The sequence below is a fragment of the Lysobacter oryzae DSM 21044 genome (genome assembly GCF_059568595.1).
Map to the genome: position 1 here is coordinate 272,482 of NZ_JCANTQ010000011.1, position 25,474 is coordinate 297,955.

The 25,474-nt window shown below is 68.8% G+C and carries 24 protein-coding genes; 6 read left to right on the top strand and 18 right to left on the bottom strand.

The features are described 5' to 3' along the window. Positions 1 to 148 precede the first annotated feature (148 nt). From BP05_RS09560 to BP05_RS09575, 4 genes are all read left to right on the top strand, one after another. Positions 149 to 703, top strand: coding sequence for an RNA polymerase sigma factor (locus tag BP05_RS09560; protein WP_496363152.1), 555 nt, complete (start codon positions 149 to 151; stop codon positions 701 to 703). Continuing rightward, positions 700 to 1,737, top strand: coding sequence for a hypothetical protein (locus tag BP05_RS09565; protein WP_496362801.1), 1,038 nt, complete (start codon positions 700 to 702; stop codon positions 1,735 to 1,737). Before BP05_RS09560 ends, BP05_RS09565 begins: the two co-directional genes overlap by 4 nt. Next, entirely contained in the window at positions 1,734 to 2,318 is a 585-nt protein-coding gene (locus BP05_RS09570; RefSeq protein ID WP_496362803.1) for an IMPACT family protein, read from the top strand. Before BP05_RS09565 ends, BP05_RS09570 begins: the two co-directional genes overlap by 4 nt. Before the next feature lie 91 nt (positions 2,319 to 2,409). Further along, the gene (locus BP05_RS09575) at positions 2,410 to 4,167 is read left to right on the top strand and encodes an ABC transporter transmembrane domain-containing protein (RefSeq protein ID WP_496362805.1); all 1,758 of its coding nucleotides are present in this window, start codon (positions 2,410 to 2,412) and stop codon (positions 4,165 to 4,167) included. Positions 4,168 to 4,177: 10 nt separating this feature from the next. Here BP05_RS09575 and BP05_RS09580 read toward each other — a convergent pair whose 3' ends face one another. The 9 genes from BP05_RS09580 to BP05_RS09620 all read right to left on the bottom strand — a co-directional run bounded on the left by BP05_RS09580 (position 4,178) and on the right by BP05_RS09620 (position 13,533). Continuing rightward, on the bottom strand, positions 4,178 to 5,809 hold the full coding sequence (locus BP05_RS09580) for an acyl-CoA dehydrogenase family protein (protein ID WP_496362807.1): 1,632 nt from the start codon (positions 5,807 to 5,809) through the stop codon (positions 4,178 to 4,180). A 154-nt stretch (positions 5,810 to 5,963) separates the two neighbouring features. Beyond that, positions 5,964 to 6,167, bottom strand: coding sequence for a cold-shock protein (locus tag BP05_RS09585; protein WP_056133187.1), 204 nt, complete (start codon positions 6,165 to 6,167; stop codon positions 5,964 to 5,966). Between the two features lie 130 nt (positions 6,168 to 6,297). After that, positions 6,298 to 7,050 carry an S-methyl-5'-thioinosine phosphorylase gene (locus tag BP05_RS09590; RefSeq protein WP_496362810.1) on the bottom strand — a complete coding sequence of 251 codons (753 nt, stop codon included), beginning with the start codon at positions 7,048 to 7,050 and terminating at the stop codon, positions 6,298 to 6,300. Positions 7,051 to 7,179: 129 nt separating this feature from the next. After that, positions 7,180 to 7,728, bottom strand: a complete 549-nt coding sequence (locus tag BP05_RS09595; protein WP_496362812.1) for a hypoxanthine-guanine phosphoribosyltransferase — start codon at positions 7,726 to 7,728, stop codon at positions 7,180 to 7,182. Continuing rightward, positions 7,728 to 8,723 (bottom strand): beta-N-acetylhexosaminidase, encoded by a 996-nt coding sequence (gene nagZ, locus BP05_RS09600; protein ID WP_496362814.1) that lies wholly within the window; start codon positions 8,721 to 8,723, stop codon positions 7,728 to 7,730. The genes BP05_RS09595 and nagZ overlap by 1 nt, the downstream gene beginning before the upstream one ends. A 54-nt stretch (positions 8,724 to 8,777) precedes the next feature. Further along, entirely contained in the window at positions 8,778 to 9,290 is a 513-nt protein-coding gene (locus BP05_RS09605; RefSeq protein WP_496362816.1) for a CYTH domain-containing protein, read from the bottom strand. A gap of 72 nt (positions 9,291 to 9,362) precedes the next feature. Continuing rightward, positions 9,363 to 10,706, bottom strand: a complete 1,344-nt coding sequence (gene rlmD, locus BP05_RS09610) for a 23S rRNA (uracil(1939)-C(5))-methyltransferase RlmD (RefSeq protein ID WP_496362818.1) — start codon at positions 10,704 to 10,706, stop codon at positions 9,363 to 9,365. 189 nt (positions 10,707 to 10,895) lie between these two features. After that, positions 10,896 to 11,510 (bottom strand): DUF1318 domain-containing protein, encoded by a 615-nt coding sequence (locus BP05_RS09615; protein ID WP_496362820.1) that lies wholly within the window; start codon positions 11,508 to 11,510, stop codon positions 10,896 to 10,898. 58 nt (positions 11,511 to 11,568) lie between these two features. Further along, complete coding sequence (locus tag BP05_RS09620; protein WP_496362822.1) at positions 11,569 to 13,533, bottom strand: hypothetical protein; 1,965 nt, start codon at positions 13,531 to 13,533, stop codon at positions 11,569 to 11,571. Positions 13,534 to 13,645: 112 nt separating this feature from the next. Between BP05_RS09620 and BP05_RS09625 the strand changes: the two genes are divergently transcribed. After that, positions 13,646 to 14,344 (top strand): response regulator, encoded by a 699-nt coding sequence (locus tag BP05_RS09625; RefSeq protein WP_496362824.1) that lies wholly within the window; start codon positions 13,646 to 13,648, stop codon positions 14,342 to 14,344. 12 nt (positions 14,345 to 14,356) lie between these two features. Here the strand turns inward: BP05_RS09625 and recO are convergent, their stop codons facing one another. From recO to rpoE, 9 genes are all read right to left on the bottom strand, one after another. Then, positions 14,357 to 15,088 (bottom strand): DNA repair protein RecO, encoded by a 732-nt coding sequence (recO, locus tag BP05_RS09630; protein ID WP_496362826.1) that lies wholly within the window; start codon positions 15,086 to 15,088, stop codon positions 14,357 to 14,359. 17 nt (positions 15,089 to 15,105) lie between these two features. Then, positions 15,106 to 16,014 (bottom strand): GTPase Era, encoded by a 909-nt coding sequence (gene era / locus BP05_RS09635; RefSeq protein ID WP_496362828.1) that lies wholly within the window; start codon positions 16,012 to 16,014, stop codon positions 15,106 to 15,108. Positions 16,015 to 16,080: 66 nt separating this feature from the next. Continuing rightward, positions 16,081 to 16,740: a ribonuclease III gene (gene rnc / locus BP05_RS09640; RefSeq protein ID WP_496362830.1), complete on the bottom strand. Its 660-nt coding sequence runs from the start codon at positions 16,738 to 16,740 to the stop codon at positions 16,081 to 16,083. After that, positions 16,741 to 17,124, bottom strand: a complete 384-nt coding sequence (locus BP05_RS09645; protein WP_496362832.1) for a DUF4845 domain-containing protein — start codon at positions 17,122 to 17,124, stop codon at positions 16,741 to 16,743. Positions 17,125 to 17,155: 31 nt separating this feature from the next. Then, the gene (gene lepB / locus BP05_RS09650; protein ID WP_496362834.1) at positions 17,156 to 17,959 is read right to left on the bottom strand and encodes a signal peptidase I; all 804 of its coding nucleotides are present in this window, start codon (positions 17,957 to 17,959) and stop codon (positions 17,156 to 17,158) included. A gap of 137 nt (positions 17,960 to 18,096) precedes the next feature. Continuing rightward, the gene (lepA, locus tag BP05_RS09655) at positions 18,097 to 19,890 is read right to left on the bottom strand and encodes a translation elongation factor 4 (RefSeq protein WP_496362836.1); all 1,794 of its coding nucleotides are present in this window, start codon (positions 19,888 to 19,890) and stop codon (positions 18,097 to 18,099) included. A 104-nt stretch (positions 19,891 to 19,994) separates the two neighbouring features. Further along, positions 19,995 to 21,530 carry a DegQ family serine endoprotease gene (locus BP05_RS09660; protein WP_496362838.1) on the bottom strand — a complete coding sequence of 512 codons (1,536 nt, stop codon included), beginning with the start codon at positions 21,528 to 21,530 and terminating at the stop codon, positions 19,995 to 19,997. Between the two features lie 72 nt (positions 21,531 to 21,602). Then, on the bottom strand, positions 21,603 to 22,484 hold the full coding sequence (locus tag BP05_RS09665) for a sigma-E factor negative regulatory protein (protein WP_496362840.1): 882 nt from the start codon (positions 22,482 to 22,484) through the stop codon (positions 21,603 to 21,605). After that, positions 22,481 to 23,107, bottom strand: a complete 627-nt coding sequence (gene rpoE, locus BP05_RS09670; protein ID WP_496362842.1) for an RNA polymerase sigma factor RpoE — start codon at positions 23,105 to 23,107, stop codon at positions 22,481 to 22,483. Before rpoE ends, BP05_RS09665 begins: the two co-directional genes overlap by 4 nt. A 246-nt stretch (positions 23,108 to 23,353) precedes the next feature. Here rpoE and BP05_RS09675 point away from each other — a divergent pair, with 246 nt between their 5' ends. Beyond that, positions 23,354 to 25,396 (top strand): 3-hydroxyacyl-CoA dehydrogenase NAD-binding domain-containing protein, encoded by a 2,043-nt coding sequence (locus tag BP05_RS09675; protein WP_496362844.1) that lies wholly within the window; start codon positions 23,354 to 23,356, stop codon positions 25,394 to 25,396. Positions 25,397 to 25,474 lie beyond the last annotated feature (78 nt).

Here is a 25,474-nt window from a genome sequence, read left to right on the forward strand (position 1 = left end):
GCATATGGAGCTCGCTCTTGCCCCTCATCCGATCCTCGCCTGCACGCCTTCCAAGCGATCCCGGGAGCCCGTCCGCTCCATGCCGGATCGTGGCGAAGCCACTGCCGACGGCTTCACGTACCCGGCGACAGCCCGTAACCTGCCGCCGATGAATCCGGGCGCGGACGCCAATGACGACCTGTTGATGCTGGCCTGGGTGGGCGGCGACGTCGCGGCATTCGAGATCCTGTACGCCCGCCACCGCGGCCCGCTGTACCGTTTCCTGCTCCGCCAGCTGCGCAACCAGGCGCTGGCGGACGAATGCTTCCAGGACGTCTGGCAACGCGTGATCGCCGCACGCGCGGGCTGGAAGCCGGACGCGGCCTTCTCCACGTGGCTGTTCAGGATCGCGCACAACCGCCTCAACGATCATTGGCGTGCGGCCAGGCATCGCCCCACGGCGCCGGAGGACGGCGACGAGCGCGCCGCCCGGGTCCCGGATCCGAGCACGCCCGAGCGCGAACTGTCCGGGTTCGAGCAACGCCGGCGCCTGCAGCGGGCGATGGAGGAGCTGCCGGACGAGCAGCGAGAAGTACTCGTGCTACGGCTCGAACAGGAGTTGAGTCTCGAGGAAATCGGCGCCATTACCGGCGTAGGCAGGGAAACGGTGAAATCGCGGCTTCGTTACGCCATGGACAAGCTGCGCCAGAGATTGAACGAATGACCACCCGGCCCGACCAGCACGAACCCCTGGACGCGGAGGAACGCGATCTCGCCGCGCGGCTCGGTCGTGTCGGCCCGTTCGACGGGCCGTCGCCGGCGCTGGACGCCCGCATCCTCGCAGCCGCGCATGCAGCGGCCGCGAGTCGCAAGCCGCGCCGGCACGGCCGCCTGGCGTGGCTCGGCCTGCCTCCCGCCCTCGTGACCGGTGTCGGGGTGGCCGCAGCGGCCGTGCTGGCGCTGGGACTCGTCTGGCAGTTGCGGCCCCAGTACGGCGGCATCGCCACGCGTCCGGAGGCTGGCGCCGACGAGGAAGTGATCATCATGGCCGAGCCCCTGGGCGCAGCGCGCGCCCCGGTGGCCAATCCCCCGCCGCTGCCCGACCAGCCCGCCACGCCGGCGCCGGCGGCGCGGGCCGGGTCGAACGTGGCCAGCGCGGCATCCGGGGCCGCGGCCCCGGCACACGCCAACGCCGCGAGCGCGAAACCCGCGCCCGCCGCCGATGAAGCCGGAATGCTGGCCGCGCAGGCGGCATCGAGCGAGGCGAAACGCGAGGCGGATGCCGCCGCCAGCGCCGCCGTCGCCGACAACCGCTTCGTCCCCGAACCGGCCGCGCAGGCTGCACCGGCCCCCGCACGCAAGAGTCACGCGACCTACACGACCGCCGCGCGCGCCACGGCCGAGCGGCGCGAGCAGGCACGCGCCGCGGCAGCCGCACCCGCCGCACCCGTCGCGCCCGCTGCACCACCGGCACCCGCACCGGCGGAGCCGCCCGCCGAAGCCGAAGCCGCCGCGCTCGACCGCATCGAGGTGACCGGCTCGCGCATCCGGCAAACCGATGTCGACTGGTCGCAGGTTCCGGTCAGCGAGGACACGCATCTGCCCGCCGCCGAGTGGCTCGCACGCATCCGCGACCGCCGCGACGCCGACGACCTCGACCATGCGCGCGCCAGCCTCAGGCTGTTCCGCCGCGACTATCCCCGCACGCGTCTTCCCGACGATCTGCGCGCACTGCTGGCCACCGACGCCCGGCGATGAGCGACACCCTGGCCGCGCCGGCGGCGCACGTGCTCGAGGTAAAGCACAGCCGCTTCATCGTCCATGCGGCGCCGGTCACCACGCCGGATGCCGCCCTCGCCTTCCTCGCCGATGTCGCCGATGCGGCGGCGACGCACAACTGCTGGGCCTACCGGATCGGATCGCAATATCGCTTCAGCGACGACGGCGAGCCCGCGGGCACGGCCGGCCGGCCGATCCTCGCGGCGATCGATGGCCAGGGCTACGACCAGGTCATGGCGGTCGTGACGCGCTGGTATGGCGGCATCAAGCTCGGCGCGGGTGGCCTGGTGCGGGCATATGGCGGCGCGGCGGCCGAGTGCCTGCGCACCGCACCGCGCCAGGCGCTGATCGCCTACCGCGAGGTGCGCCTCGAGTATCCGTTCGACCTCACCGGCGCGGTCCACGCGGCATTGGGGGCGTTCGGCGGCGAAAAACTAGCCGAGGACTTCCTCGCCGAGGGCGTCGCGTTGCGCCTGCGGCTCCCCGCCGATCGCGTGGAAGCCTTGAAAATCCAGCTGCGGGACGCCACCCGGGACAGGGTGCGGTTCGGAATGGATTGAACCCCGCCCGTCGCACCCCTCCCGATTTTTCGCACGCACGATGGCGCGACCCGGCGCAAGCCTGTCAGCACCAGGACCCAGACTGCCGCCCATGCCCGACCTCCAAAGCAAAGCCCCCCTCGGCAGCCTCCGTGGGCTGTGGCCCTTCGTCCATCGCCACCGGGCCCTGTTCGTCGCCTGGCTGCTCGCGCTGGCCTGCTCGAGCGCGGCGACGCTGGCGCTCCCCGCCGCGTCGCGGGTGATGATCGACCAGGGATTCGCCGGCGGCGGCGGCGCCGCGATCGATCGCGCCTTCCTGCTGCTGTTCGGCGTCGCGCTCGTGCTCGCCTTTGCGACCGCGGCGCGCTTCTTCTTCGTCTCACTGCTGGGCGAACGCGTCGTCGCCGACCTGCGCGCGAACCTGTACTCGCACCTGCTGGCGCTGGACGCCAGCTTCCACGACCGCAACCGCAGTGGCGAGTTGGTATCGCGCCTGACCGCCGATGCCGAACTGCTGCGCAGCACCGTGGGGTCGACGATGTCGGTGGCCCTGCGCAGCGTGGTCACCGTGATCGGCTCGATCGTGATGCTGTTCGTGACCAGTCCGCGGCTTGCGGCGTTCGCGCTGGTGGGCATCCCGCTGACCGTGCTGCCGATCGTGGTCGGCGGGCGCCGGCTGCGGAAGATCTCGCGCGCGAGCCAGGACCGCATCGCCGACGCCAACGCGCTCGCATCGGAAACCCTGGGCGCCGTGCGCACCGTGCAGGCGCACGCGCGCGAGCCGTACGAGCGCGGCCGCTTCACCGACGCGCTCAGGACCGCGGTCAACACCGCGCGCAAGCGCATCGGCGCACAGGCCATCGTCACTGCGGTCGCCATCACCCTGGTGTTCGGTGCGATCACGCTGGTGCTGTGGTCGGGCGCGCACGACGTCGTCGCCGGCCGGATGAAGGCCGGCGTGCTGCTGCAGTTCGTCTTCTACGCCGTGATCGGCGGGGGCTCGATCGGTGCGCTGGCCGAAGTCTGGAACGAAGTGCAACGCGCGGCGGCCGGCATGGGCCGCATCAGCGAACTGCTGCAGGAGGCGCCGGCGATCACCCCGCCCGCCTCGCCCCGTGCGTTGCCCTCGCCCGTGCAGGGCGACGTGGTCTTCGATGACGTCACCTTCCACTACCCGCAGCGCCCCGACCAGGCGGCACTGGTGCATTTCAGCCTGCGTGTCCGCCCCGGCGAGACCGTGGCGCTGGTGGGGCCGTCGGGCGCCGGGAAAAGCACGGTGTTCTCCCTGCTGCTGCGCTTCCACGACCCGGACGCCGGCACGGTCGGCATCGACGGCGCGGACGTCCGCACCCTCGATCCGGCCAAGCTGCGCGAAGCCATCGCCCTGGTACCGCAGCAACCCACGATCTTCGCGACCAGCGCGCGCGAGAACATCCGCTACGGCCGGCTGGAAGCCGACGAAGGACAGATCGACGCTGCGGTGCGCAATGCCCACGCCAGCGATTTCATCCATGCGCTGCCGGAGGGCCTGGACACGGAACTGGGCGAACGCGGCGCGCGCCTGTCCGGCGGCCAGCAACAGCGCATCGCCATCGCCCGCGCCCTGCTGAAGGACGCCCCGATCCTGCTGCTCGACGAAGCGACCAGTGCCCTGGATGCGCAGAGCGAGCGCGCGGTGCAGCAGGCCCTGGAAACGCTGATGCACGGGCGCACTTCGATCGTCATCGCCCATCGCCTCGCCACCGTGCTCAAGGCCGACCGCATCGTGGTGATGGACCACGGCCGCGTCATCGCCGAGGGCACGCACGAGCAGTTGCTCGCGCAGGGAGGCCTGTACGCCGAACTGGCGCGGTTGCAGTTCCTCGACTGACCGGTTGGCGTCAGGCGGGCAAGGCACGCTCGAGGATCGGCGCCAGCGGCACGCCGGCCGGCAAGGTCCCGAACACCAGGCCGTGCTCGCCACCTAAGCGCGAGCGGCAGAACGCATCCGCCACGGGACTGCCCGCCCGCAGCAGGATGGCGCCTTGCAGCGCCAGCGCCATCCGTTCGACCAGCCGACGCGCATCGGCTTCGCCCGCCTGGTGAGCCAGCACGGCGCGCAGTGCAGCGGCTTCGCGGTCCATCGCGGGATGCAGGCCGGCGGCCGACTGCAGTTCGTGCAGCAGCGCCGCGGCGGCCTCCGGTTCGCGCGCGAGTGCCCGCAACACGTCGAGGCACTGGATATTGCCGCTGCCCTCCCAGATCGAGTTCAACGGCGCCTGCCGGTACAGCCGCGGCAACAGCGACTCCTCGACATAGCCCGCCCCGCCCAGGCACTCCTGCGCCTCGTTGACGAATGCCGGCGCGCGCTTGCAGACGAAGAACTTGCCGATGGCCGTGGCGACGCGGGCGAAAGCGGCCTCGCGCGCATCGTCCCCGGCGCGATCGACGGCCCCCGCGACGCGCAGCGAGAAGGCCATTGCCGCTTCCGCCTCGATGGCAAGGTCGGCAAGCACGTTCTGCATCAGCGCGTGTTCGACCACGCGCTTGCCGAAGGCGCGCCGATGCCGTGCGTGGTGCAGCGCCTGCGCCAGCGCCATGCGCATCAGCGCGGACGAGCCGAGCATGCAGTCCAGGCGGGTGAGCATGACCATCTCGATGATCGTGACCACGCCGCGCCCTTCGTCGCCGATGCGCTGCGCCCAGGCGCCGTCGAATTCAACTTCGGACGACGCATTGGACCAGTCGCCGAGCTTGTCCTTCAGCCGCATCAGGCGGAATGCGTTGCGCGCGCCGTCCGGCCGCCAGCGCGGCATCAGGAAGCAGCTCAGTCCGGCCGGCGCCTGCGCCAGCACGAGGAAACCATCCGACATCGGCGCGGAGAAGAACCACTTGTGCCCGCTGAGCGCGTACTCACCCTCGGCCGACGAAGGCACCGCGCGCGTGGCGTTGGAGCGGACATCGCTGCCGCCCTGCTTCTCGGTCATGCCCATGCCGAGTGTGACGCCGGCCTTGTCGTCGCTGGCGACATTGCGCGGGTCGTAAACCGGCGCGGCGGCCTTGTCGGCCCAGGCCTGCAATTTCGGCTCGCGGCGCAGCACCGGTACCGCGGCATGCGTCATCGTCAGCGGACAACTGCTGCCCGGTTCCACTTGTCCGTGCAGGTAACTCAGCGCGGCGCGTGCGACGTGGCTGCCGCGGCCCGGCTCCCGCCAGGACAGTCCCGCCACGCCATGCCCGATCGCCGCCGCCATCACCGCGTGGTAGCTCGGGTGGAATTCGACGACGTCGATCCGGTGGCCGAAGCGGTCATGCGTGCGCAACCGGGGCCGGTCGCGATGCGCATCGAAGCTCAGCTGCAGCAGGTCGCCGCCGGCCAGCCGGCCGTAGGCGTGCAGGCGCTCGTCGAATGCGGCCGCGCCTTCGCGTTGGACCGCCTCGCGCAGGGCGGCATCGTCGGTCCACAGGTCGCGCCCGGCGAATTCCGGCGGCTGGTTGTCGACGACATGCGTTTCGAAAGCCGATGCAGTCACTGCCGCCTCCCGGTGAGGCCTGACTGTAGCGCAGCGTGGTTCCGCGGGCTGGTACCACAGCACCCCAGAGCCGCCTGCAAAGAAAAGGCCCCGCCGGAGCGGGGCCTTGAAAGTCATGCTGATCGAGCCTCGCGGCTCGAGTCGCCTCGCGGTCTCAGACCGGTGCGACTTCGGACGCCTGCGCGCCCTTCGGGCCCTGGGTCAGCTGGTAGCTGACGCGCTGGCCTTCCTGCAGGCTGCGGAAGCCCTTGGCATTGATGGCGGAGAAATGCACGAAAACATCGGCGCTGCCGTCTTCGGGCGAGATGAAGCCAAATCCCTTGGCGTCGTTGAACCACTTCACGGTACCGTACTGCATGTCCTTGTTGACCTCTGCTGGATGCGATGACGAGCGCCGGCCCTGGCGGCGCCAGGCGAGTATGCCAACTTGCTGAACGAGCGCAACCCGTCTCGCCGCGCGAGGTGCGGTCCGCCAATCGAAACCGGTTTCAGGCCGCCAGCAGGGCGCGCAGCAGCGCGGGCAGTCCCGAAGATGCGGCCGCGACGTTGTCGAGCACGTCCTGCAGGGTGATGACCTCGTCCGGATCCGGACCCGCGCCTGCCGCCCAGTTGGCGACGATGGCGAGGCAGGCGTAATCCAACCCCATCTCGCGGGCGAGGCCCGCTTCCGGCATGCCGGTCATGCCGACCAGGTCGCAGCCATCGCGGCGCATGCGCGCGATTTCGGCGCGTGTTTCCAGGCGCGGTCCCTGCGTCGCCCCGTAGCAACCGCCATCGACCAGCGCCACGCCCGCGCCGGCGGCAGCAGCGACGACGGCCTGCCGAAGCGCCCGCGTGTACGGCTCGCCGAAGTCGACGTGCAGCACGTCGGTGCCGGGTTCCTCGCAGATCGTGGAGATCCGGCCCCACGTGTAATCGATCAGCTGGTCCGGGCATGCCAGCACGCGCGGACCGAAGCGCTCGGTGATGCCGCCCACGGTGTTGAGGGCGAGCACCCGTTGCGCGCCCAACGCCTTTAGTGCGGCGAGGTTGGCGCGGTAGTTGACCTGGTGCGGCGGCAGCGAGTGGCCTTCGCCGTGGCGCGCGAGGAACGCGACACGGTGGCCGTCCAGCGTGCCGACGCGGACGGGGCCAGACAGCGCGCCGTAATGGGTGACGGGCTGGTGTGCCTCCGCATCCTGCAGCTCGGCCAGCTTGTACAGGCCGGTGCCGCCGATGATGGCCAGTTCGATCTCGCTCATGGCGATGCGCTCTCTGCAACGGAAGTGGGATTTGCCGCCAGCAGGCGGCGATGCGAAAGAGGAAGCCGCGCCTGAGCGGCAGGTCGACACCCATGACAGCCAGTGGTGCTCCTGCGCGTCGCCATCGGCTCAATCCCGCAGTGCGTAGATCGCGGGCAGTCCCCGGCCCTGCTCGTGGTAGTCCATGCCGTAGCCGTAGACGTAGCGGTCCGGCACTTCGACGCCCATGTAATCGGCGGTCAATCCCGGCACGCAGCGGTCGTGCACCTTGACCGCGAGCGCGGCGATGCGGATCTCGGCGGCACCCTGCTCGTGGCACCACTCGCGGATCGCCGCCAGCGTGTGCCCCTCGTCCACGATGTCGTCGACCAGCAGTACGCGCCGCCCTTGCAGCGACGTGGTCGGACGGTGCTTCCAGGCGAGCTCGCCACCCGAGGTCGCGCCGCGGTAGCGCGTGGCGTGCAGGTATTCGAATTCGACATCGAGGCCGCGCGCACCCAGTTCCAGCGCCAGCTGTCCGGCGAACGGCAGGCCGCCGTGCATCACGGTGATGTACAGCGGCACGCTGCCGACGTAATCGGCATGGATCTTCGCGGACATACGCACGATCGCCGCTTCCAGCGTGACGCGGTCGTGGATCAGGTCGCTGTTGGCCAGCGCGCTCTGCAGGTCGGCCATTACGCCAGTCCTTCCTGGCGACCGCGCGCCTGCCCGTAGCGTGCGTCCGCGATGAGCCCGTCCCAGCCCATCGCGCCGCGGCCGATCAGGCCGATCAGGGCGGAGGTGTTGAGCTTGCGGTCCTTGACCGCCGCGAGCGATTCCTCGACCAGTTCCGGATGGCAGACCAGCACGACGTCGCAGCCCGCATCCAGGTGCAGGTCGACGCGCTGCTTGATGCCGCCGGCGGAGAACGCCGCGGCCATGCCGATGTCGTCGCTGAAGACCACGCCGCGGAAGCCCATCTCGGCGCGCAGGATCTCCTCCATCCAGCGCTTCGAATAACCCGCCGGTTCCGGCGCGACGGCCGGATAGACCACGTGCGCCATCATCACCGCGTCGGCCTTGGCCTCGATGCCGGCAACGAACGGCACCAGGTCGAGCGCGCGGATCTCCTCCAGCGGCCGCGGGTCGACGGCATCGTTGAAATGCGTGTCTTCCAGCACCGAGCCGTGGCCCGGGAAATGCTTCAGCGTCGCCGCCATGCCGGCGGCGTGCATGCCGCGCACGTAGGCGCGGGTGAAGTCGGCGACGACCTCGGGGTCGGCGGAAAACGCGCGATTGCCGATCGCGAGGTTGCCGCGGCCCAGGTCGACCACCGGCGCGAAACTGAGATCCACGCCGGTGGCGCGGATTTCGCTCGCCATCAGCCAGGCGTGCTCCTCGGCGAGCTGCAGCGCGGATGCGCGGTCCTGCGCGTACAGCCGGCCGAAGCCCTCCAGCGGCGGCAGCGCACTGTAGCCTTCGCGGAAGCGCTGCACGCGCCCGCCCTCCTGGTCGACGCAGACCAGCTGCGGGCGCGGCGCGGCTTCGCGGATCGCCTGCGAGAGCTCCGCCACCTGCGCCTTGGAGGCGAAGTTGCGGCTGAACAGGATTACCCCGGCGCAGGCATCGTGCTGCAGCCAGTCGCGCTCCTGCGCGGTGAGTTCCTTGCCGGCGACGCCGATTACCAACATGTTTGCGATTCCAGATGAGTTCGTGGGGGCACGCGATCCCGCGGGGATCCGGCCTCAGTCCTTGCCGGCCCGCTCCGCTTCGCTCCACTGCGAATACGGCCGGGTGGCCAGGGCCAGATTGTAGTAGCGCTTGCTGTCGGTCACTTCACGCCCGATCCAGGCGGGCTTCTCGAAGGCTTCGTCGGCCGAGTCCAGCTCGATCTCGGCCACCACCAGCCCCGCGTTCTCGCCCAGGAACTCGTCCACCTCCCACAGGTGGCCGCCAACGTCGACGTAGTGCCGGCGCTTGTCGACCAGACCGCCTACGCTCAGCGCCAGCAGCTCGCGCGCGTCCGCGACGGGAATGGCGTAGTCGAACTCCTGCCGGGTGTGGCCGAGCTCGCGCGACTTGAGGTTGAGGTAGGCCATGTCGCCCTGGATGCGCACGCGCACCGAGGCCTTCATCGCTCCCGCATCCAGGGCGGCGGCATCGTTGAGGTAGCCCTGCGCCATCGGCACGACCTCATGCGCGGCGGCACGCCAGGCGCCGCTGGTGACGAGGAATTTGCGTTCGATTTCCAGGGGCATGGGACTTGTGCTCCGAAATGCTCGTGGCCGGGTTCCAGGCGCGCCGCGGCGCGTCCGGATGTATGGTTGAACTCAGTCGCGGCGCGGCTCGAACATGGCGATGGACTCGACATGCGCGGTGTGCGGGAACATGTCCATCACGCCCGCCGCGCGCAGCTTCCAGCCCTTCTCGTTGACCAGGTAACCCGCATCGCGCGCGAGCGAGCCGGGATGGCAACTGACGTAGACGATGCGCTTGAACTGCTTGAGCTTCAGCTGGGTCAGCGCGAAGTCCGCGCCCGAGCGCGGCGGGTCCAGCAGCAGGCGATCGAAGCCTTCGCGCATCCAGGTGTGGTCGCTGAGGTCCTTGCCGAGGTCGGCGGCGTGGAACTCGGCGTTGGCGATGCCGTTGTGCGCGGCATTTTCCCGCGCGCGCCGGACCAGCCCGGCCTCGCCTTCGACCCCGACCACTTCGCGCACGCGGCGCGCCAGCGGCAGGGTGAAATTGCCCAGGCCGCAGAACAGGTCGAGCACGCGGTCCTGCGGCTGCGGATCGAGCAGGTCCAGCGCGGACTGGATCATCTTGCCGTTGAGGCCGGCGTTGACCTGGATGAAGTCGAGCGGACGGAACACGAACTCGATGTTCCACTGCGGCAATGCAAACGCCAGCTTCGGTTCCGCCGGCCACAGCGGATGCACGCTGTCGACGCCGCCGGGCTGCAGGAAGATGGCGAATCCATGCTGCTGTCCAAAGGCGACCAACGCGGCCTGGTCGGCGTCGGACAACGGCGCGAGGTGGCGGATGGTCAGTGCGATGCCGCTGAACTCGTCGGTGCGGTCACCGGCGATGAACTCGATCTGCGGGATGTCGCGGCGCGCCTGCAGGCCATCGACCAGCGCGGCGAGCGCGGACACCTTGCTGCCGATTTCGGGAATCACGGTATGGCATTCGGACAGGTCGGCGACGAAGCGCGGATCCTGCTCGCGGAAGCCGACCAGGGTCTTGTCTTTCTTCTCGACGCGGCGCACCGAGAAGCGGCCCTTGCGGCGATAACCCCAGGCCGCGTCCACCAGCGGCGGCAGCACGCGCTCCGGGGTGACGTGGCCGATGCGCTCGAGGTTCTCCAGCAGCACGCGCTGCTTTGCCAGGATCTGCTTGCCCTCGTCGAGGTGCTGCAACGCGCAGCCGCCGCAGGTACCGAAGTGCGGGCAGCGCGCCGGCACGCGGTCGTCCGAAGCGCGCAGCACTTCCAGCGTCGTGGCCTCGTCGAAGTGGCGCGAGCGCGAGGTCTGCTTCGCCACCACCCGCTCGCCCGGCAATGCGCCGGCGATGAAGGTCACCTTGCCTCCCTCCCCGTCGCGACGGGCGACGCCGCGGCCATCGTGGCTGAGATCGGTGATGTCTACTTCGAACGGGGTCTGGTCGATGCGTGCCACGGGGAAAACCGCTACTTCGGGCCGCGCATTGTCGCAGAGGGGCCGGCCCGCGGACGACTTGATGCACCCGGCAGCCGCTGGCGCGCCAGCGGCCGAAGATGCGCTCGAAACCGGCGGCAAGGATTCCCACAAGCGCGGAAAAGCCCGCCGGAGCGGGCTTTTCCAGGCATCACCGTCGAGGGCGGGAAGTCACTTCTGCTTCCACGCCCCGCCGCTCTGGTACCACCAGCCCGCGTGCGCGCTGGCGATCCACTGCTTGGCGAACACGTCGCGGATCTGCGTCTCCCACTCGGGGTGGCCGTTGGCGACGGCGACTTCGCGGTAGACCGCCTTGCGGTCGCGGTTGTCGTCGGCCACCGCCTGGTTCACCGCGACGCGGTCCTTGAGCGCGAGCTTGGAGGCATCGCGCACGACGATGGTGCCGTCGCCGGCGAAACCCAGCGCCCCGGCGTCGAAGCCCTCGCGCAGCTGCGCATCAAACCGCTCCGCCATGCGCGCCTGGATCGCCTGGATCGCCGGCGTCTTGATGGTGATGTCGGGCTGCGACTGCGCGTAGGCGGTACCGATGCCCACCAGGCTCAGCAGGTCGACGCGGGCGAGCAGGTGGCTGCGGCCGGCGGCGGCGCGATAGGCCATGCCACCGCCATCGGGCTTGGGCTGCGCATCCTTGGCTTCGTCGCCGATGACCTTCTCGACGAACTCCTTCGCGGCTTCCTTCGCTTCGGCGGCGGGGAAGTAGACATTGATCGTGACGCAGGCCGTCAGCAGCACGGCGGCGACCGGTATTCCCATCAGACGACGCATGATTCCCTCTCCTGTAGGGCGGATCGCGATCCGCCGTTCGCAATGCAGTTGGCGCGGTTCATTCGACTATCGGTTTCACATCGCCCTTGCCGATCGCGCCGAGCCGCTCCACCAGCGTCGGCCAGTCGACCCGGTGGTTGAAGCCGACTACGGTCAGACGCGGCAGTCCCGCACCCTGCACGATAATAAATCCCCGCCCGGCTGAACCCAGTCCGTCCATGTTGCAGACGTCGTCGGCGAGCCGGCACGAGATGCCGATGCGGGCGTAGCCGAAATCGTCGAACAGGCCGATCAGCCGCGATTGCAGGCTGCCGACGAAGGACGCATCGCCGACGCTCGACAGGTCCTGCACCGCGCGCTGGCTGATCCGCTGGCGCACGCCCGGCTTGCGCTGCGTACGCAGGCTGGCGTCGAACGCGACGGGCTGCCAGTCCACCATGCGCAAGGCATCGATGCTGCCGTCCAGGCGCCCGGTGATGCTGCCGAAGCCGAATACGCCGGTCAGCGATTCGAGGTCCAGCTCGTCCAGGGCGATGTCGGCGGAGAGGGTGGGCGCGACCCCGAACGGGCGCTCCATCGACAGCGCGGACACCGCGACCTCGCCATCGAACACGTGCATGCGCAGGCCGCCGTCGAAGTCGAGCCGTTCGCGCGCGTAATGCGCCTGCGGGATTTCGCCGCTGAGTTCGCCGGTGAAGGCCGGCCAGCCTAGCGCTTTCGCCAGCTGTCCCACGTCCAGCTCCTGCAGGGTCATGCCGAAGCGGACGTCCAGCCCTTGCCCGCCTGCGGGCGGCCGTAGCGCGAGATGATCGAAGCGGAGCTGTCCGCCGAGCATGGGCACGGACACCGGCTCACGGAACTGCAGCTCGCCGTCGCGGCTGGAGAACGGCAGGCGCGCGGCGCCGAAACGCAGGCCATAGAGCTGACCGCCCTGCCAGGCCAACGCTGACTGCACGGGCGCGTTGGAGGAAAGCGCCACGTCGCCATCGAGGCGTTCGAAACCGAAACGCTGCGCGGGATCGACGATCGATGCCTGGTGCACCGACACCAGGAAATCCTGCACCCCGCCGCCGCCAAGCCGCAGCGTCGCGTCCGCCGCGCCGGTGAGCTGCAGTTGCGCCAGGCCCGCGACGCCAAGCCAGCCGGACAGGTAGGCGTCGCGCAGCGGGGCGAGGTCGGGACCCTGCAAGCGCAGGTCGAGCGCGTCCAACTCACCTGCCGGCGTGAACGCCGCACTGCCCTGCGCGTCCAGGACGCCCGGATCCGACCAGCGCACCTGCGGCAGGCGCCAGCCCTGCTCCCCCTGCCGGGTGGCGAGGATGTCGAGATCCACCGCCCGCTGCTGTAGCGCGACGTAGGCGTTGCCGAAAAGCAGCTCGCCACCTCGCAGCTGGCCCCGCACGCGCGCGCTGCTGCGGGTCGCGAACGACAGGTCCAGCGCGAGATCGGCGCCGAGATTCTCCGCGGCGATCGTGCCGTCGGGCGTATCGAAGGCGCCCCCGTGGATGCGCAGCGGCCCGCTGACCAGCAGCGGTTGCTTCGGCGCGGCGACGACCGCCAGGTGTCCGTCCAGCGTGCCCCTGGTGAGGCGCCCGTCGCTCCATGCGTTGGCGAGCAAGGCCTGGGCCCATGCCAGCGGCACGCTCACCAGGTCGATGTCGCTGCGGTCCGGCGTCGCGGCATCCCGGTGCAGCGACAGCGCGCCGGCGCCGCGCGAGAGGCGTGCGTCGGTGCTGGCGACGCCGAGCTCGAGCGAAAGTCGCAACGGCGCGCCCCGACCGCCGCGCAGGTTGCCGTCGCAACGCCAGCCGCCCTCCCCGTCGCGGAGGAGCGGGCACTGCCAGTCGACCTCGCGGAAGACGTAGCCAAGGTCCGGGGCATCCACGCGCGCGGCCTGCAGGCGCAGCACGCCTTGGGGCGCGGTCGCGGCCCAGTCCAGCCGCACCCGCACGCCCTGCATCGTCGCCACCGGCGTCGTCACCCGGGCGATGCGCGCGCTCAGCGATCGTGCATGGGCTGGCATTGCCGCGACTGCGACAAGGCCGAGACCACACAGCAGGCGTACCATCCGACCGGGCATTTCGGGAAAGGATACCGACAGGAGTGCGAACACCATGACACCGCCGCCGCCCCGTGTGCTGCTCGTCGAGGACGACCCGGTCAGCCGCGCGTTCCTCTCGGCCGCCGTCCAGGCACTGCCCGCCACCGTTGACGCGGCCGACAGCATGGCGGCCGCCATCGCCCTCACTGTCGCCGCGCGTTACGACCTGTGGCTGATCGACGCCCACCTGCCTGACGGCAGCGGCGGGCAGCTGCTGGCCCGCCTGCGTACGCGCGATCGCACCACGCCCGCGCTCGCACACACCGCCGCGCCCGACGACACGCTCAGGCAGGCCCTGCTCGGCGCGGGTTTCCAGGGCGTGCTGGTCAAGCCCGTGCCATCGTCCGCCGTCCACGTGGCCGTGCGTGAGGCGCTCGGAATGACGCCCCGGCCGAGCGCGGGCGAGCCTCCGCCCTGGGACGACGAGACCGCGGCGCGCGCGCTCAACGGCAACCGCGAACACATTTCCGCGTTGCGCAAGCTCTTCATCGCCGAACTCCCGGCGGTACTGGAACGGGTACGCAATGCGTTCCGCAACGAGGATTTCCAGGGCCTGCATTCGGAACTGCATCGGCTGCGCGCCAGTTGTGGCTTCGTCGGCGCGTCCCGGCTCCAGTTCGCGGTGCAGGGGCTGGACCAAGACGACCGGGCACCGGAGCGCCTGCGGGATTTCACCGTCGCGGCGTGCGAACTACTGGAGCCGGCGGACGTTTCCCGGGCCCTTCCGGACTGATCCGCGCACGGCTCAGTCGCCGGACGACATGCGGGCGAGTTCGCCCAGCATTTCCCACGATTTCAGGCCTCGCGGCCCCAGGTGGAAGGAAAGCACCTCACGCATGGGCCGGCGCAGGCTGGCGAGATCCTCGACGCCGGGGACGTCGTCCGCGGCCAGGGCAAGCAAGGCGCGGCCGGTCGCCGCGCTGCGCCGGTCTTCATGGCCACGATCGGCAAGCAGGCGCCGAGGCCCGTACTCCGGATCGAGGCGGTAGCGCGATGCCGGGTCGATCGGCGTGCCCTCGCCATCCTCGGTCCAGTCGAAACCGAACCCGAGCGCGCCCAGCAGGTCGCGCTCGTAACGCCGCAACGACCAGGCCAGACCCTCGCCCTGGCCCAGGCGCTGGCGCGCGATCCGATAAGCCTCGAACAGCTCGGGCTGCGGATCGCCGCGTGGCGCGAGGCGAAGCGTCAGTTCGTTGAGATAGAACCCGGCAAGCATCGCGTCGCCGGCCAGCCGGGGCGCGGCATCCAGCGCCTCGGCCGCGCGCAGCGTGGCCAGTTCGCCGCGTTGCACGGCGTCGAAGCGGATGAACTGCAGCGGCTGCAGCGCGGCGCGCAACGGCTGCCGCTTGGGGCCCTGCACGCCACGCGCCACCAGTCCGAGCCGGCCGTGCTCGGCCGTCAGCACTTCGACGAGCAGGCTGCTCTCGCGCCACGGCCGGGTATGCAGCACGAACGCGGGTTCGGCGGAGAGCCGCATTGCGTCGGCGCGGGCGGTCAGTCGTTGTAGCCGAACGCGCGCAGGGCCGCTTCGTCGTCCGACCAGCCTTCGCGCACCCGCACCCAGGTTTCGAGGAAGACCTTGGCATCGAACAGGCGCTCCATCTGCTGGCGCGACCTCGTGCCGATCTCGCGCAGGCGTTCCCCACCCTTGCCGATCACGATCTTCTTCTGGCCGTCGCGTTCCACCCAGATCACGGCACCGATGCGCAACAGCACGCCCTTGGGCGAAGGCTCCTCGACGAAGCGCTCGATTTCCACCGTGGTCGCGTAAGGCAGCTCTTCGCCCAGCTGGCGCATGAGTTGCTCGCGCACCAGTTCACCGGCGAGGAAGCGCTGGCTCTTGTCGGTGATCTCGTCCTCACCGTACAACGCGGGCTGTTCGGGGAGCTGGGCCAGCACCGACTTCACCAGGGCCTCCAGCCCGCTGCGCTTGAGCGCGGAGATGGGATGCACGCCGGCGAAGTCACGACCTTCGCTGACCTTCGCGAGGTAGGGCAACAGCTTGGTCTTGTCGGTGATCCGATCGACCTGGTTGACGACCAGGATCACAGGCAGGCCCGCGTTGCGCAGGGCGTCGTAAGCCAGGGTGTCCTCGTCGTCCCATTGCCCGGCGCGCACCACCAGCATCGCGGCATCGACGCCCTCCAGTGCGCCGCGCGCGGCGCGGTTCATGAGCCGGTTCATCGCCCGCTTCTGCTCGCGATGGATGCCGGGCGTATCGACCAGCAGGAGTTGGCCTTCCGGAAACGTCGCGATGCCGAGCAGGCGGTGGCGGGTGGTCTGGGGGCGCGGCGAGACGATGCTCACCTTGGCGCCGACGAGGGCGTTGACCAGCGTGGATTTGCCGACATTGGGCCGGCCGATGACGGCGACGTGGCCGGCGCGATGCGTGGAATCAGTCATGGGGTGGATTGTCCGCCCCGCGATGCCGGAGGGCAAACCGCCAGGCACGCAGCGCTCGAAGCGGAATCAGCCGGCGCCCAACGCCTGCAAGGCCGCTTCGGCCGCAATCTGCTCGGCCGCGCGACGCGACGCGCCCGCACCATCCGTCACCAGCTCCGGATGCTGCAGCGTGCAGGTGACGTGGAAGGTCTTGGCGTGCTCCTCGCCGCTCTCGGAGACCAGGACGTAGACCGGCAGTGGCTTCTGCTTGCCTTGCAGCCATTCCTGCAGGCGCGTCTTTGCATCCTTGCCGACCTTGTGCGGCGGCGGCAGGGCTTCCATCGGCGCCTGGAACCACGGCATCACCACGGAACGACAGGTCTCGAAGCCGGCGTCGACGTAGATCGCCGCGACCAGGGCCTCCAGAGCGTCGGCGAGTATCGAATCGCGGCGATGCCCACCGGATTTCATCTCACCCGGACCGAGGATGAGTTTCGAGCCCAGGTCCAACTGCCTGGCGATCGTCGCAAGCGCGGATTCGCGCACCAATTCGGCGCGTGCGCGGGTCAGGGCGCCTTCGTCGGCCTGCGGCCAATGCTGGTACAGCGCCTCGGCAACGATCAGGTTGACCAGGGCGTCGCCGAGGAATTCCAGGCGCTCGTTGTGGGGAGCGCCTGCACTTCTGTGGGTCAGGGACTGGGTCAACAGCTCCTGATGCGAGAAGCGGTGGGTGATTCCGATGCTCAATCAGTCGCCCGCGAGGTGGCGGCTGAGCTCCTGCTGCGCATGGAACTTGCCGACGACGTCGAGGTTGGCGATCACCGGCCGGCGGACCTCGTAATCAACGGTCATCATCCAGCCGCTTTCGCGACGGACGATCTTCACGTGCTCCGGCTTTACGTGCTCTTCGGAGTAGTTGATGTACATGCGCTTGAAGAACTTGTCCTTGATCTTCTCGGGGCTTTCCTCGGCGATACCCGGCTCGTTGGCCAGGCTCGCCAGCGACTTCTTGACCGAGAAAAACTCGCTGTACATCGGGAACAGCTGCATGCCCACGTAAATGAACACACCGGCCACGGCCATTGAAATGATGAACCCGATCAGGGTCATGCCTTGCTGCTTGCGCTTCATCCGACTCTCCCCAGTTATCGATAACGCGACTTCAACGGATGCTGGTGCCGATTCGCCGATATTCGAGGCCGCCATCCCAGCTCATCCAGATCAGGAATGCCTTGCCGCGCAGCTGACTCTCCGGCAGGACGCCCCAGTATCGGCTGTCGTCGCTGTTCTTGCGGTTGTCTCCCATCACGAAATAATGCCCCTGCGGCACTTCCCAGTCGCCCTCCCCTGGATTGACGAACGGCGAAGCCGCGGATTCCAGGACGGCGTGGGGCCGGCCTGGGAGATTCTCACGCAACTCGAGGAAGCCCGTCATCTCCGCCCCTTGGCCGGTGCCCTGGTAGGTACCGATCTCCTCGTAGCTCAAGGGCGTGCCGTTCACCGTGACCTGGTTGTCGTGGTAACCGATGCGGTCGCCGGGAAGGCCAATCACCCGCTTGATGAAGTCGACGCCCTTGTTGGGATCGTCAGGCGTATGGCCCGGGAAATGGAACACGACCACGTCGCCGCGCTTGGGCTCGCCAACGTCGAAGAACTTCTTGTTGGTGATCGGCAGGCGCAAGCCGTAGGCGAACTTGTTGACCAGGATGAAGTCGCCGGTCAACAGCGTGGGCATCATCGAATTCGAGGGGATCCGGAACGGTTCGGCGACGAAGCTGCGCAGGATCAACACCACCGCCAGCACCGGGAAGAACGCCTTCGAGTAGTCGACCACGACGGGTTCTTCCCCCTCGTCCAGCAACCCCGCTGCAGAAGCGCGGCGCTTGGCGAGGAACAGCTTGTCCAGCAACCAGACCACGCCCGTGAACAGGGTCAGGATGACGAGGATGATCTCAAACCACTTCATGCTTGCTCCTTCGGAGCCGGGTTGGGAGTTCGGGGCTGGCCCCGGGGTACGCGACGAAGGCCGAGCGTAGCGAAGGACCCGTCGTCACGACAAACGATCGGCGACGCGGCGGATTCCGTTCCGCGCGGACGACCGGGTCACTTGCTGTCCACCTGCAGCACGGCGAGGAAGGCTTCCTGCGGGATCTCGACGCGGCCCACCTGCTTCATCCGCTTCTTGCCTTCCTTCTGCTTCTCGAGGAGCTTCTTCTTGCGGCTGATGTCGCCGCCGTAGCACTTGGCGAGCACGTTCTTGCGCATGGCCTTGACCGTGCTGCGGGCGATGATCTGCGAGCCGATCGCGGCCTGGATCGCCACGTCGAACATCTGGCGCGGGATCAGGTCCTTCATCTTCTCGCACAGTTCGCGGCCGCGACGATCCGCGTGGCTGCGGTGGACGATGATGCTCAGCGCGTCGACCTTGTCGCCGTTGATGAGCGTGTCCACGCGCACGAACGGTCCCGGCTCGAAGCGCAGGAAGTGGTAATCGAGCGAGGCATAACCGCGCGACACCGACTTGAGCTTGTCGAAGAAGTCCAGCACCACTTCGGCCATCGGCAGCTCGTAGCTGATCTGCACCTGGCTGGCCAGGTACTGGATGCCGATCTGCACGCCGCGCTTTTCCTCGCACAGCTTGATGACGTTGCCGATGTAGTCCGGCGGAGTGAGGATGTTCGCGCGGATGATCGGCTCGCGGACCTCTTCGACCATGTTCACCGGCGGCAGCTTGGCCGGGTTGTCCATCGGGATGATGGTGCCGTCGGTCTTGAGGACTTCGTAGACCACCGTGGGCGCGGTGGAGATCAAATTGAGGTTGTACTCCCGCTCCAGGCGCTCTTGCACGATCTCCATGTGCAGCATGCCGAGGAAGCCGCAGCGGAAACCGAAGCCCATCGCCTCGGAGCTTTCCGGCTCGAATCGCAGCGCGGCATCGTTTAGGCGCAGCTTTTCCAGCGCTTCGCGTAGGGCCGGATAGTCCTCGGCATCGACCGGGAACAGGCCGGCGAACACGCGCGGCTGCATTTCCTGGAAGCCCGGCAGGGGCTTGGGCGCCGGATCGCTTGCGAGCGTCAGCGTGTCGCCAACGGGCGCGCCATGCACGTCCTTGATCGAGGCGTTGATCCAGCCCACCTCGCCGGCGCCGAGCTTGGCAAGCACCTTGCGCTTGGGGGTGAAGACGCCGACCTGGTCGACCTGGTGGGTACGCCCGGTCGACATCACCAGGATCTTGCTGCCCGGGGTGATCTCGCCTTGCATGACGCGCACCAGCGAGACCACGCCGAGGTAGTTGTCGAACCACGAGTCGATGATCAGCGCCTGCAGCTTGTCGGTGTCGCGCGGCTTCGGCGGCGGGATGCGATGGACGATGGCTTCCAGTACCAGCTCGACGTTGAGGCCGGTCTTGGCGCTGATGGCGACCGCGTCCTCCGCGTCGATCCCGATCACTGCTTCGATCTCGGCCTTGGCGCGCTCGACGTCGGCGGTGGGCAGGTCGATCTTGTTAAGCACCGGAACGACTTCCAGGCCCTGCTCCACCGCGGTGTAGCAGTTGGCGACGGACTGGGCTTCCACGCCCTGGGCTGCGTCGACCACCAGCAAGGCGCCTTCGCAGGCTGCCAGGGAGCGGCTGACTTCATAGCTGAAGTCGACGTGGCCAGGGGTATCGATGAAGTTGAGCTGGTAGGTATTGCCGTCCTTCGCCTTGTACGGCAGCGAAACGGACTGGGCCTTGATGGTGATGCCGCGCTCGCGCTCGATCGGATTGGAGTCGAGCACCTGCGCTTCCATTTCGCGGGCTTCGAGGCCACCGCAGAGCTGGATGATGCGATCGGCCAGCGTCGACTTGCCGTGGTCGACGTGGGCGATGATGGAGAAATTGCGGATGAGCTGCATGCGGGCGGCTTCGTGCCGTCTCGAAGAAATTAACGCGCGATTATCGCATACGCGACTGCGCCCGCCCTGCGGGCGGGCGCAGACGAAACCGCGCCCGGCCTGGCTCAGCCCGCTTCGGAGCCTTCGCCCGCGGTTACCGCGATGAACTGGGTAGCGTTGCCGCGACGGACCAGCAGCATCACGGTCTGGCCGTCCTTCACACCGGCCAGGGCACGGTCCAGCGCGGCTGCCGTGCCCACGCTCGTGCGGCCCACGGACAGGATCACATCGCCCGCTTGCAGCCCGGCCTCGGCCGCGGCATTGCCCACCCTTGCCAGGCGCACGCCTTCGTTGGCCTGCAGCCCAAGCTGCTGGCGTTCGGCCGACGCCAGGTCGCGCCCCACCAAGCCCAGCGGGTTTCCTCGGCTGGAAGCGGCGGGCGCCTCCGCCTCGTCGTCCCCGCCCGACTGGTCGATTGCACCGCCGGCCAGGCTTTCGTTGAGCGTGTCCAGGGTGACCTCGACCTGGCGCGACTTGCCCTCCCGCAGGATTCCGAGGCGCACCTTCGACCCGGGCGCGAGTCCACCGATCAGCGGCGGCAGGTCGCTGGAAACATTGACCGGACGCCCGTTGACCGAGCGGATCACGTCGGCGCGCTCGATGCCCGCCCTGGCTGCCGCGCTGCCGGGCATCACCACGGACACCAGCGCGCCGCTGGAGTCGGGCAGCCCGAGACCGCGCGCGTCGTCCGCGGAAATCGCCTGTACCTGCACACCCAGCTGGCCGCGGCTGACCTTGCCGTTCTTCTTGATCTGTTCGGCTGCGCTCATCGCCACGTCGATCGGAATGGCGAAGCTGACGCCCATGTAGCCGCCGGAGTTGCTGAAGATCTGCGAATTGATCCCCACCACCTCGCCGGAGGTGTTGAGCAGCGGCCCCCCGGAATTACCGCGGTTGATCGCCACGTCGGTCTGGATGAAAGGTACGTAGCGCTGGTCGGCATAAGGATTTGCCCGGCCCACGGCGCTCACGATGCCGGCGGTCACAGACTGGTCGAGCCCGAATGGCGACCCGATCGCGACCACCCACTGGCCCGGCTTGAGGTGCGCGGAATCGCCGACCCGCAGCGCGGGCAGGTCGCGGCCTTCGATCTTGAGCAGGGCGACGTCCGACTGCTGGTCGCTGCCGACGACCTTGGCCTTGAATTCACGGCGGTCGGACAGCTTCACCGTAACCGTATCCGCGCCCTCCACCACGTGGTGGTTGGTCAGCACGTAACCGTCGTTGGAGATCAGGAAGCCGGTCCCCATCGAGAAGCCTCGCGGCGCCTGCGGCATCTGCGGGCCTTCCGGACCCTCGAACATTCCCGGCGGCAACATGCGACGGAAGAATTCGGGGATCTGGTCGTCATCCGGACCGTTCTGCGTACGCGCGACCCGCCTCGAGCCGACTTCGGCACTGACGTTGACCACAGCCGGCCCGACTTGCTGGACCAGATTGGTGAAATCCGGCAGCCCCGTGACGATGGGCGCCGCGGGCACGGTCTGTGCGGCCGCGGGGGCGATCGACCCGCCTGCCGCGGGGGGCTGGGCGGTACAGGCAGCAGGGAGCGTGGCGGCGATGACGCCGAGCACAGCCAGGGAGCGAAGCGGTCGGTTCATGGGCATGGTGTCTTGGTTGCGGTGGGACTGGGGCGCGGCCGGGCCGCGCTCCGGATCGGACGATGCCAGCGGTCAGCGCTGCGGGTCGGCCGGTTGCGGCCTGGTCGGCGGGCTTTCCTGCAGGCGCGGTTCGAAGGGGTACAACGGGGAGGCGGCCGCCGACTCGGGCGAGAAACCCACCGTGAGCGCGCCCCCTCCCGCCTCGCCGGACAACACCGAACGGGGCCATGGGCGCGTTACTACGTCGTCCGCGGGCGGATGGAAGGGCTGTCGGGTGGCGCCAGACGGCGCCACGGACGCCACCGCGGTCGGCAGCGCGCCCCCGGTCGTGCGCGTCGATGCCGGGCCACGCGCGGCTCGCGGTGCGGCACGCGCGATGCGCTCCGCAGGGGCGTCACTACCCCTAGGCGTGGCATCCGCGGCGCCGGCCGACGCCGACGCCGGCGCCGTTGCGACGGCCGTCGCTGCAGCAGGCACCGCGGCGGCGCCCGGCGTGGAAGAAGGCGACGCGACTTCCGTGGCGATACGGCCATCCGGCGTCGATGTCGGAGATTGGGAAATGGGACGCACCACGAGCACCGCGGCGACGGCGACCGACGCCGCCAGCGCGGCGCCACCGAGCCAGCGACGGCGCGAACGATCCGGCGGTACCGACGCCATGGTCGACGCGGCTGGCGCAACTGCGCCTGCTGCCTGCATCTGCGACGCCAATGCATGCCGCACGCCCGCTGCGAAATGCGCTGGCGCAAGCACTGCCCTTTCGCCGCGAAGGGTATCGCCGATCATTTGCCATCGACCGCAGGCTTCCCGCCACTCGACGTCGTGGTCGAGGCGCTTGAGCGCGAAGCGCGCGGCATCGGCAGGCAACGCTCCATCGAAGAGCGCACTCAGTGCCTCGCGGTCGTCGCGAGGGTGCAGCGAATGGTGGTTGGATTTGGAAGAACCGGTCGTCATCGGTGCGCACGCTCCCGAAGGTTCGCGTCGTGGTCCAGCAAGGGTCGCAATTCGGTGTCGATGGCCTCGCGCGCCCGGAAGATCCGGGAACGCACGGTGCCTATCGGGCAATCCATCCTGGCCGCAATCTCCTCGTAACTCAGTCCCTCGACCTCGCGCAGGTTGATCGCCGTGCGGAGCTCCTCGGGCAGGGCTTCGACCGCGCGCATCACGGTAAGTTCGATTTCCTGGCGTAACAGTTCATGCTCCGGCGTCGCCGTTTCGCGCAGGCGCGTGCCGGAGTCGTACTGCTCGGCATCACCCGCGTCGACATCGTCGGTGGGCGGCCTGCGGTTCTGGGCGACAAGATGGTTCTTGGCGGTGTTCACGGCGATCCGGTGCAGCCACGTATAAAACTGTGAGTCGCCACGGAAGTTGGGCAGCGCGCGGTAGGCACGGATGAATGTCTCCTGCGCCACGTCCTGGCATTCGCTCCAATCGGCGACGTAGCGCCCGATCAGCGCCACGATCCGGTGCTGGTACTTGCGCACCAAGGCATCGAACGCAGCACCGTCGCCACGCTGCACGCGCCGGACCAGCTCCTGGTCCAGGTCGGTTTCCGGGGTCAACGATTTTTCGGCCATCACTGCGCCGGCACTCCTGTCAGCTCGGCGAGGCCGAACCGTGGGACAGCCCTTCCGGGCGAAAGTTCATTCATGGCTACATTGGTGGGGATACAGACCATACGCTGCAAGCGCCATCTGTCATGGTTCGACCATACGGTTTGACGGCGTCGAAACAAGCTCTGGATCATAGGGCCATCGACCGGCCGCGGCGCCGGCAGTCCGGTGCAACCCACCGCCCCCCTCATCTGGAAAGGATGGTCCCGCATGATCGCTGGCCTCGACGGTCTTCGCTTGCAGCACTGGAAACTGGAACAGCGCGACGACGGCGTCGTGGTCCTGTCGTTCGATCGCGCCGGAACCTCCGTGAACACGTTCGCGCAGGAAGTGCTGATCGAGCTCGACGGCGTACTCGAGCGCCTGGCGCTGGATCCGCCAAAGGGCATGGTGATCCGCTCCGCCAAGACTTCCGGCTTCATCGCTGGCGCCGACATCAAGGAATTCGCCGAGTTCGACGCCAAGGGCAACGTCAACGACGCCATCCGCCGCGGCCAGCAGGTCTTCCAGCGCGTCGCCGAGCTGCCCTTCCCCACCGTCGCCACTATCCACGGCTTCTGCATGGGCGGCGGCACCGAACTTTCGCTCGCCTGTCGCTATCGCGTCGCCAGCAGCGACCCCTCCACGCGCATCGGCCTGCCCGAAGTGAAGCTGGGCATTTTCCCGGGCTGGGGCGGTAGCGTGCGCCTGCCGCGCCTGGTCGGCGCGCCTGCGGCGTTCGACATGATGCTGACGGGGCGTTCGCTGTCGGCGTCGGCCGCGCGCGCGATTGGGCTGGTCGACAAAGTGGTCGATCCGGCGTCGCTGGTTGAAGAAGCGGCCAGGCTCGCGCTGCGTGGCACGCAGCGGCCGTTCAAGCAGCGCTTGATGGCCTGGGCGACCAACACCTGGCCGGCACGCCAATTGCTGGCGCCGATGCTGGTCAAGCAGGTCGCGCGCAAGGCCCGCAAGGAGCACTACCCCGCGCCCTACGCGCTGATTTCCAGCTGGCAGCGCGCCGGCGGTGGCGTGCAATCGCTGCTTTCGGCCGAGCGCAAGGCGGTGGTGAAACTGTCGTCCACGCCGACCGCGCGCAACCTGATCCGCGTCTTCTTCCTGCAGGAGCGCCTGAAGGCCAGCGGCGGCAAGGACCACGGCATCCGGCACGTGCACGTGGTCGGGGCGGGCGTGATGGGCGGCGACATCGCCGCGTGGTCTGCCTATCGCGGCTTCGAGGTGACGTTGAGCGATCGCGAGCAGCGCTTCATCGATGCCGCACTCACCCGCTCGGCCGAGCTGTTCAGCAAGAAGGTGAAGGAGGAAGCCAAGCGCGCCACCGTGGCGGCCCGTCTCAGAGGGGATCTCGCCGGCGATGGCGCGGCCCAGGCCGACCTGGTGATCGAGGCGATCATCGAAAAGCCCGAAGCCAAGCGGGACCTCTATGCCGCCGTCGAACCACGCATGAAGCCCGATGCGCTGTTGACCACCAACACCTCGTCGATACCGCTGTCGGAACTGCGCGAACACATTGCACGCCCCGCGCAGTTCGCCGGCCTGCACTACTTCAATCCCGTGGCCCTGATGCCGCTGGTGGAAATCATCCACCACGACCGAATGGCGCCGGAGACCGGCCAGCGCCTGGCCGCGTTCTGCAAGGCGATCGACAAGTTGCCGGTGCCGGTTGCGGGTACGCCGGGCTTCCTCGTCAACCGCGTGCTGTTCCCGTACATGCTTGAAGCCGCCACCGCGTTTGCCGAAGGCATTCCCGGCGCAGCCATCGACAAGGCGGCGGTGAAATTCGGCATGCCGATGGGCCCGATCGAGCTGATCGACACGGTTGGGCTCGACGTTGCCGCCGGCGTCGGCGCCGAACTCGCGCCGTTCCTCGGACTGCCGATTCCCGCTGCGCTCTCCGCGCCACCGGAAGCCGGCAAGCGCGGCAAGAAGGACGGCCAGGGCCTGTACAAGTGGGTAGACGGCAAGCCCCAGAAGCCCGAATTGCCCAAGGATTACAGGGCGCCCGAGGATCTCGAGGACCGCCTGATCCTGCCCCTGCTCAACGAAGCCGTCGCCTGCCTGCACGACGGCGTCGTGACCGACGCCGACCTGCTTGATGCCGGCGTGATCTTCGGCACCGGCTTCGCGCCATTCCGTGGCGGCCCCATCCAGTACATCCGCGAATCAGGTGCACAGAGGCTGCTGGAGAAGCTCAAGGCCTTGCAGGCCCGGCATGGCGATCGATTTGCGCCGCGACCGGGTTGGGAAAGCCTCTGACCAGGTTGGAACGCGCACATCAAAAGGGCCGACACCAGCGTCGGCCCTGCATGCTGAATGGGTTTTTCGCCGAGCCCG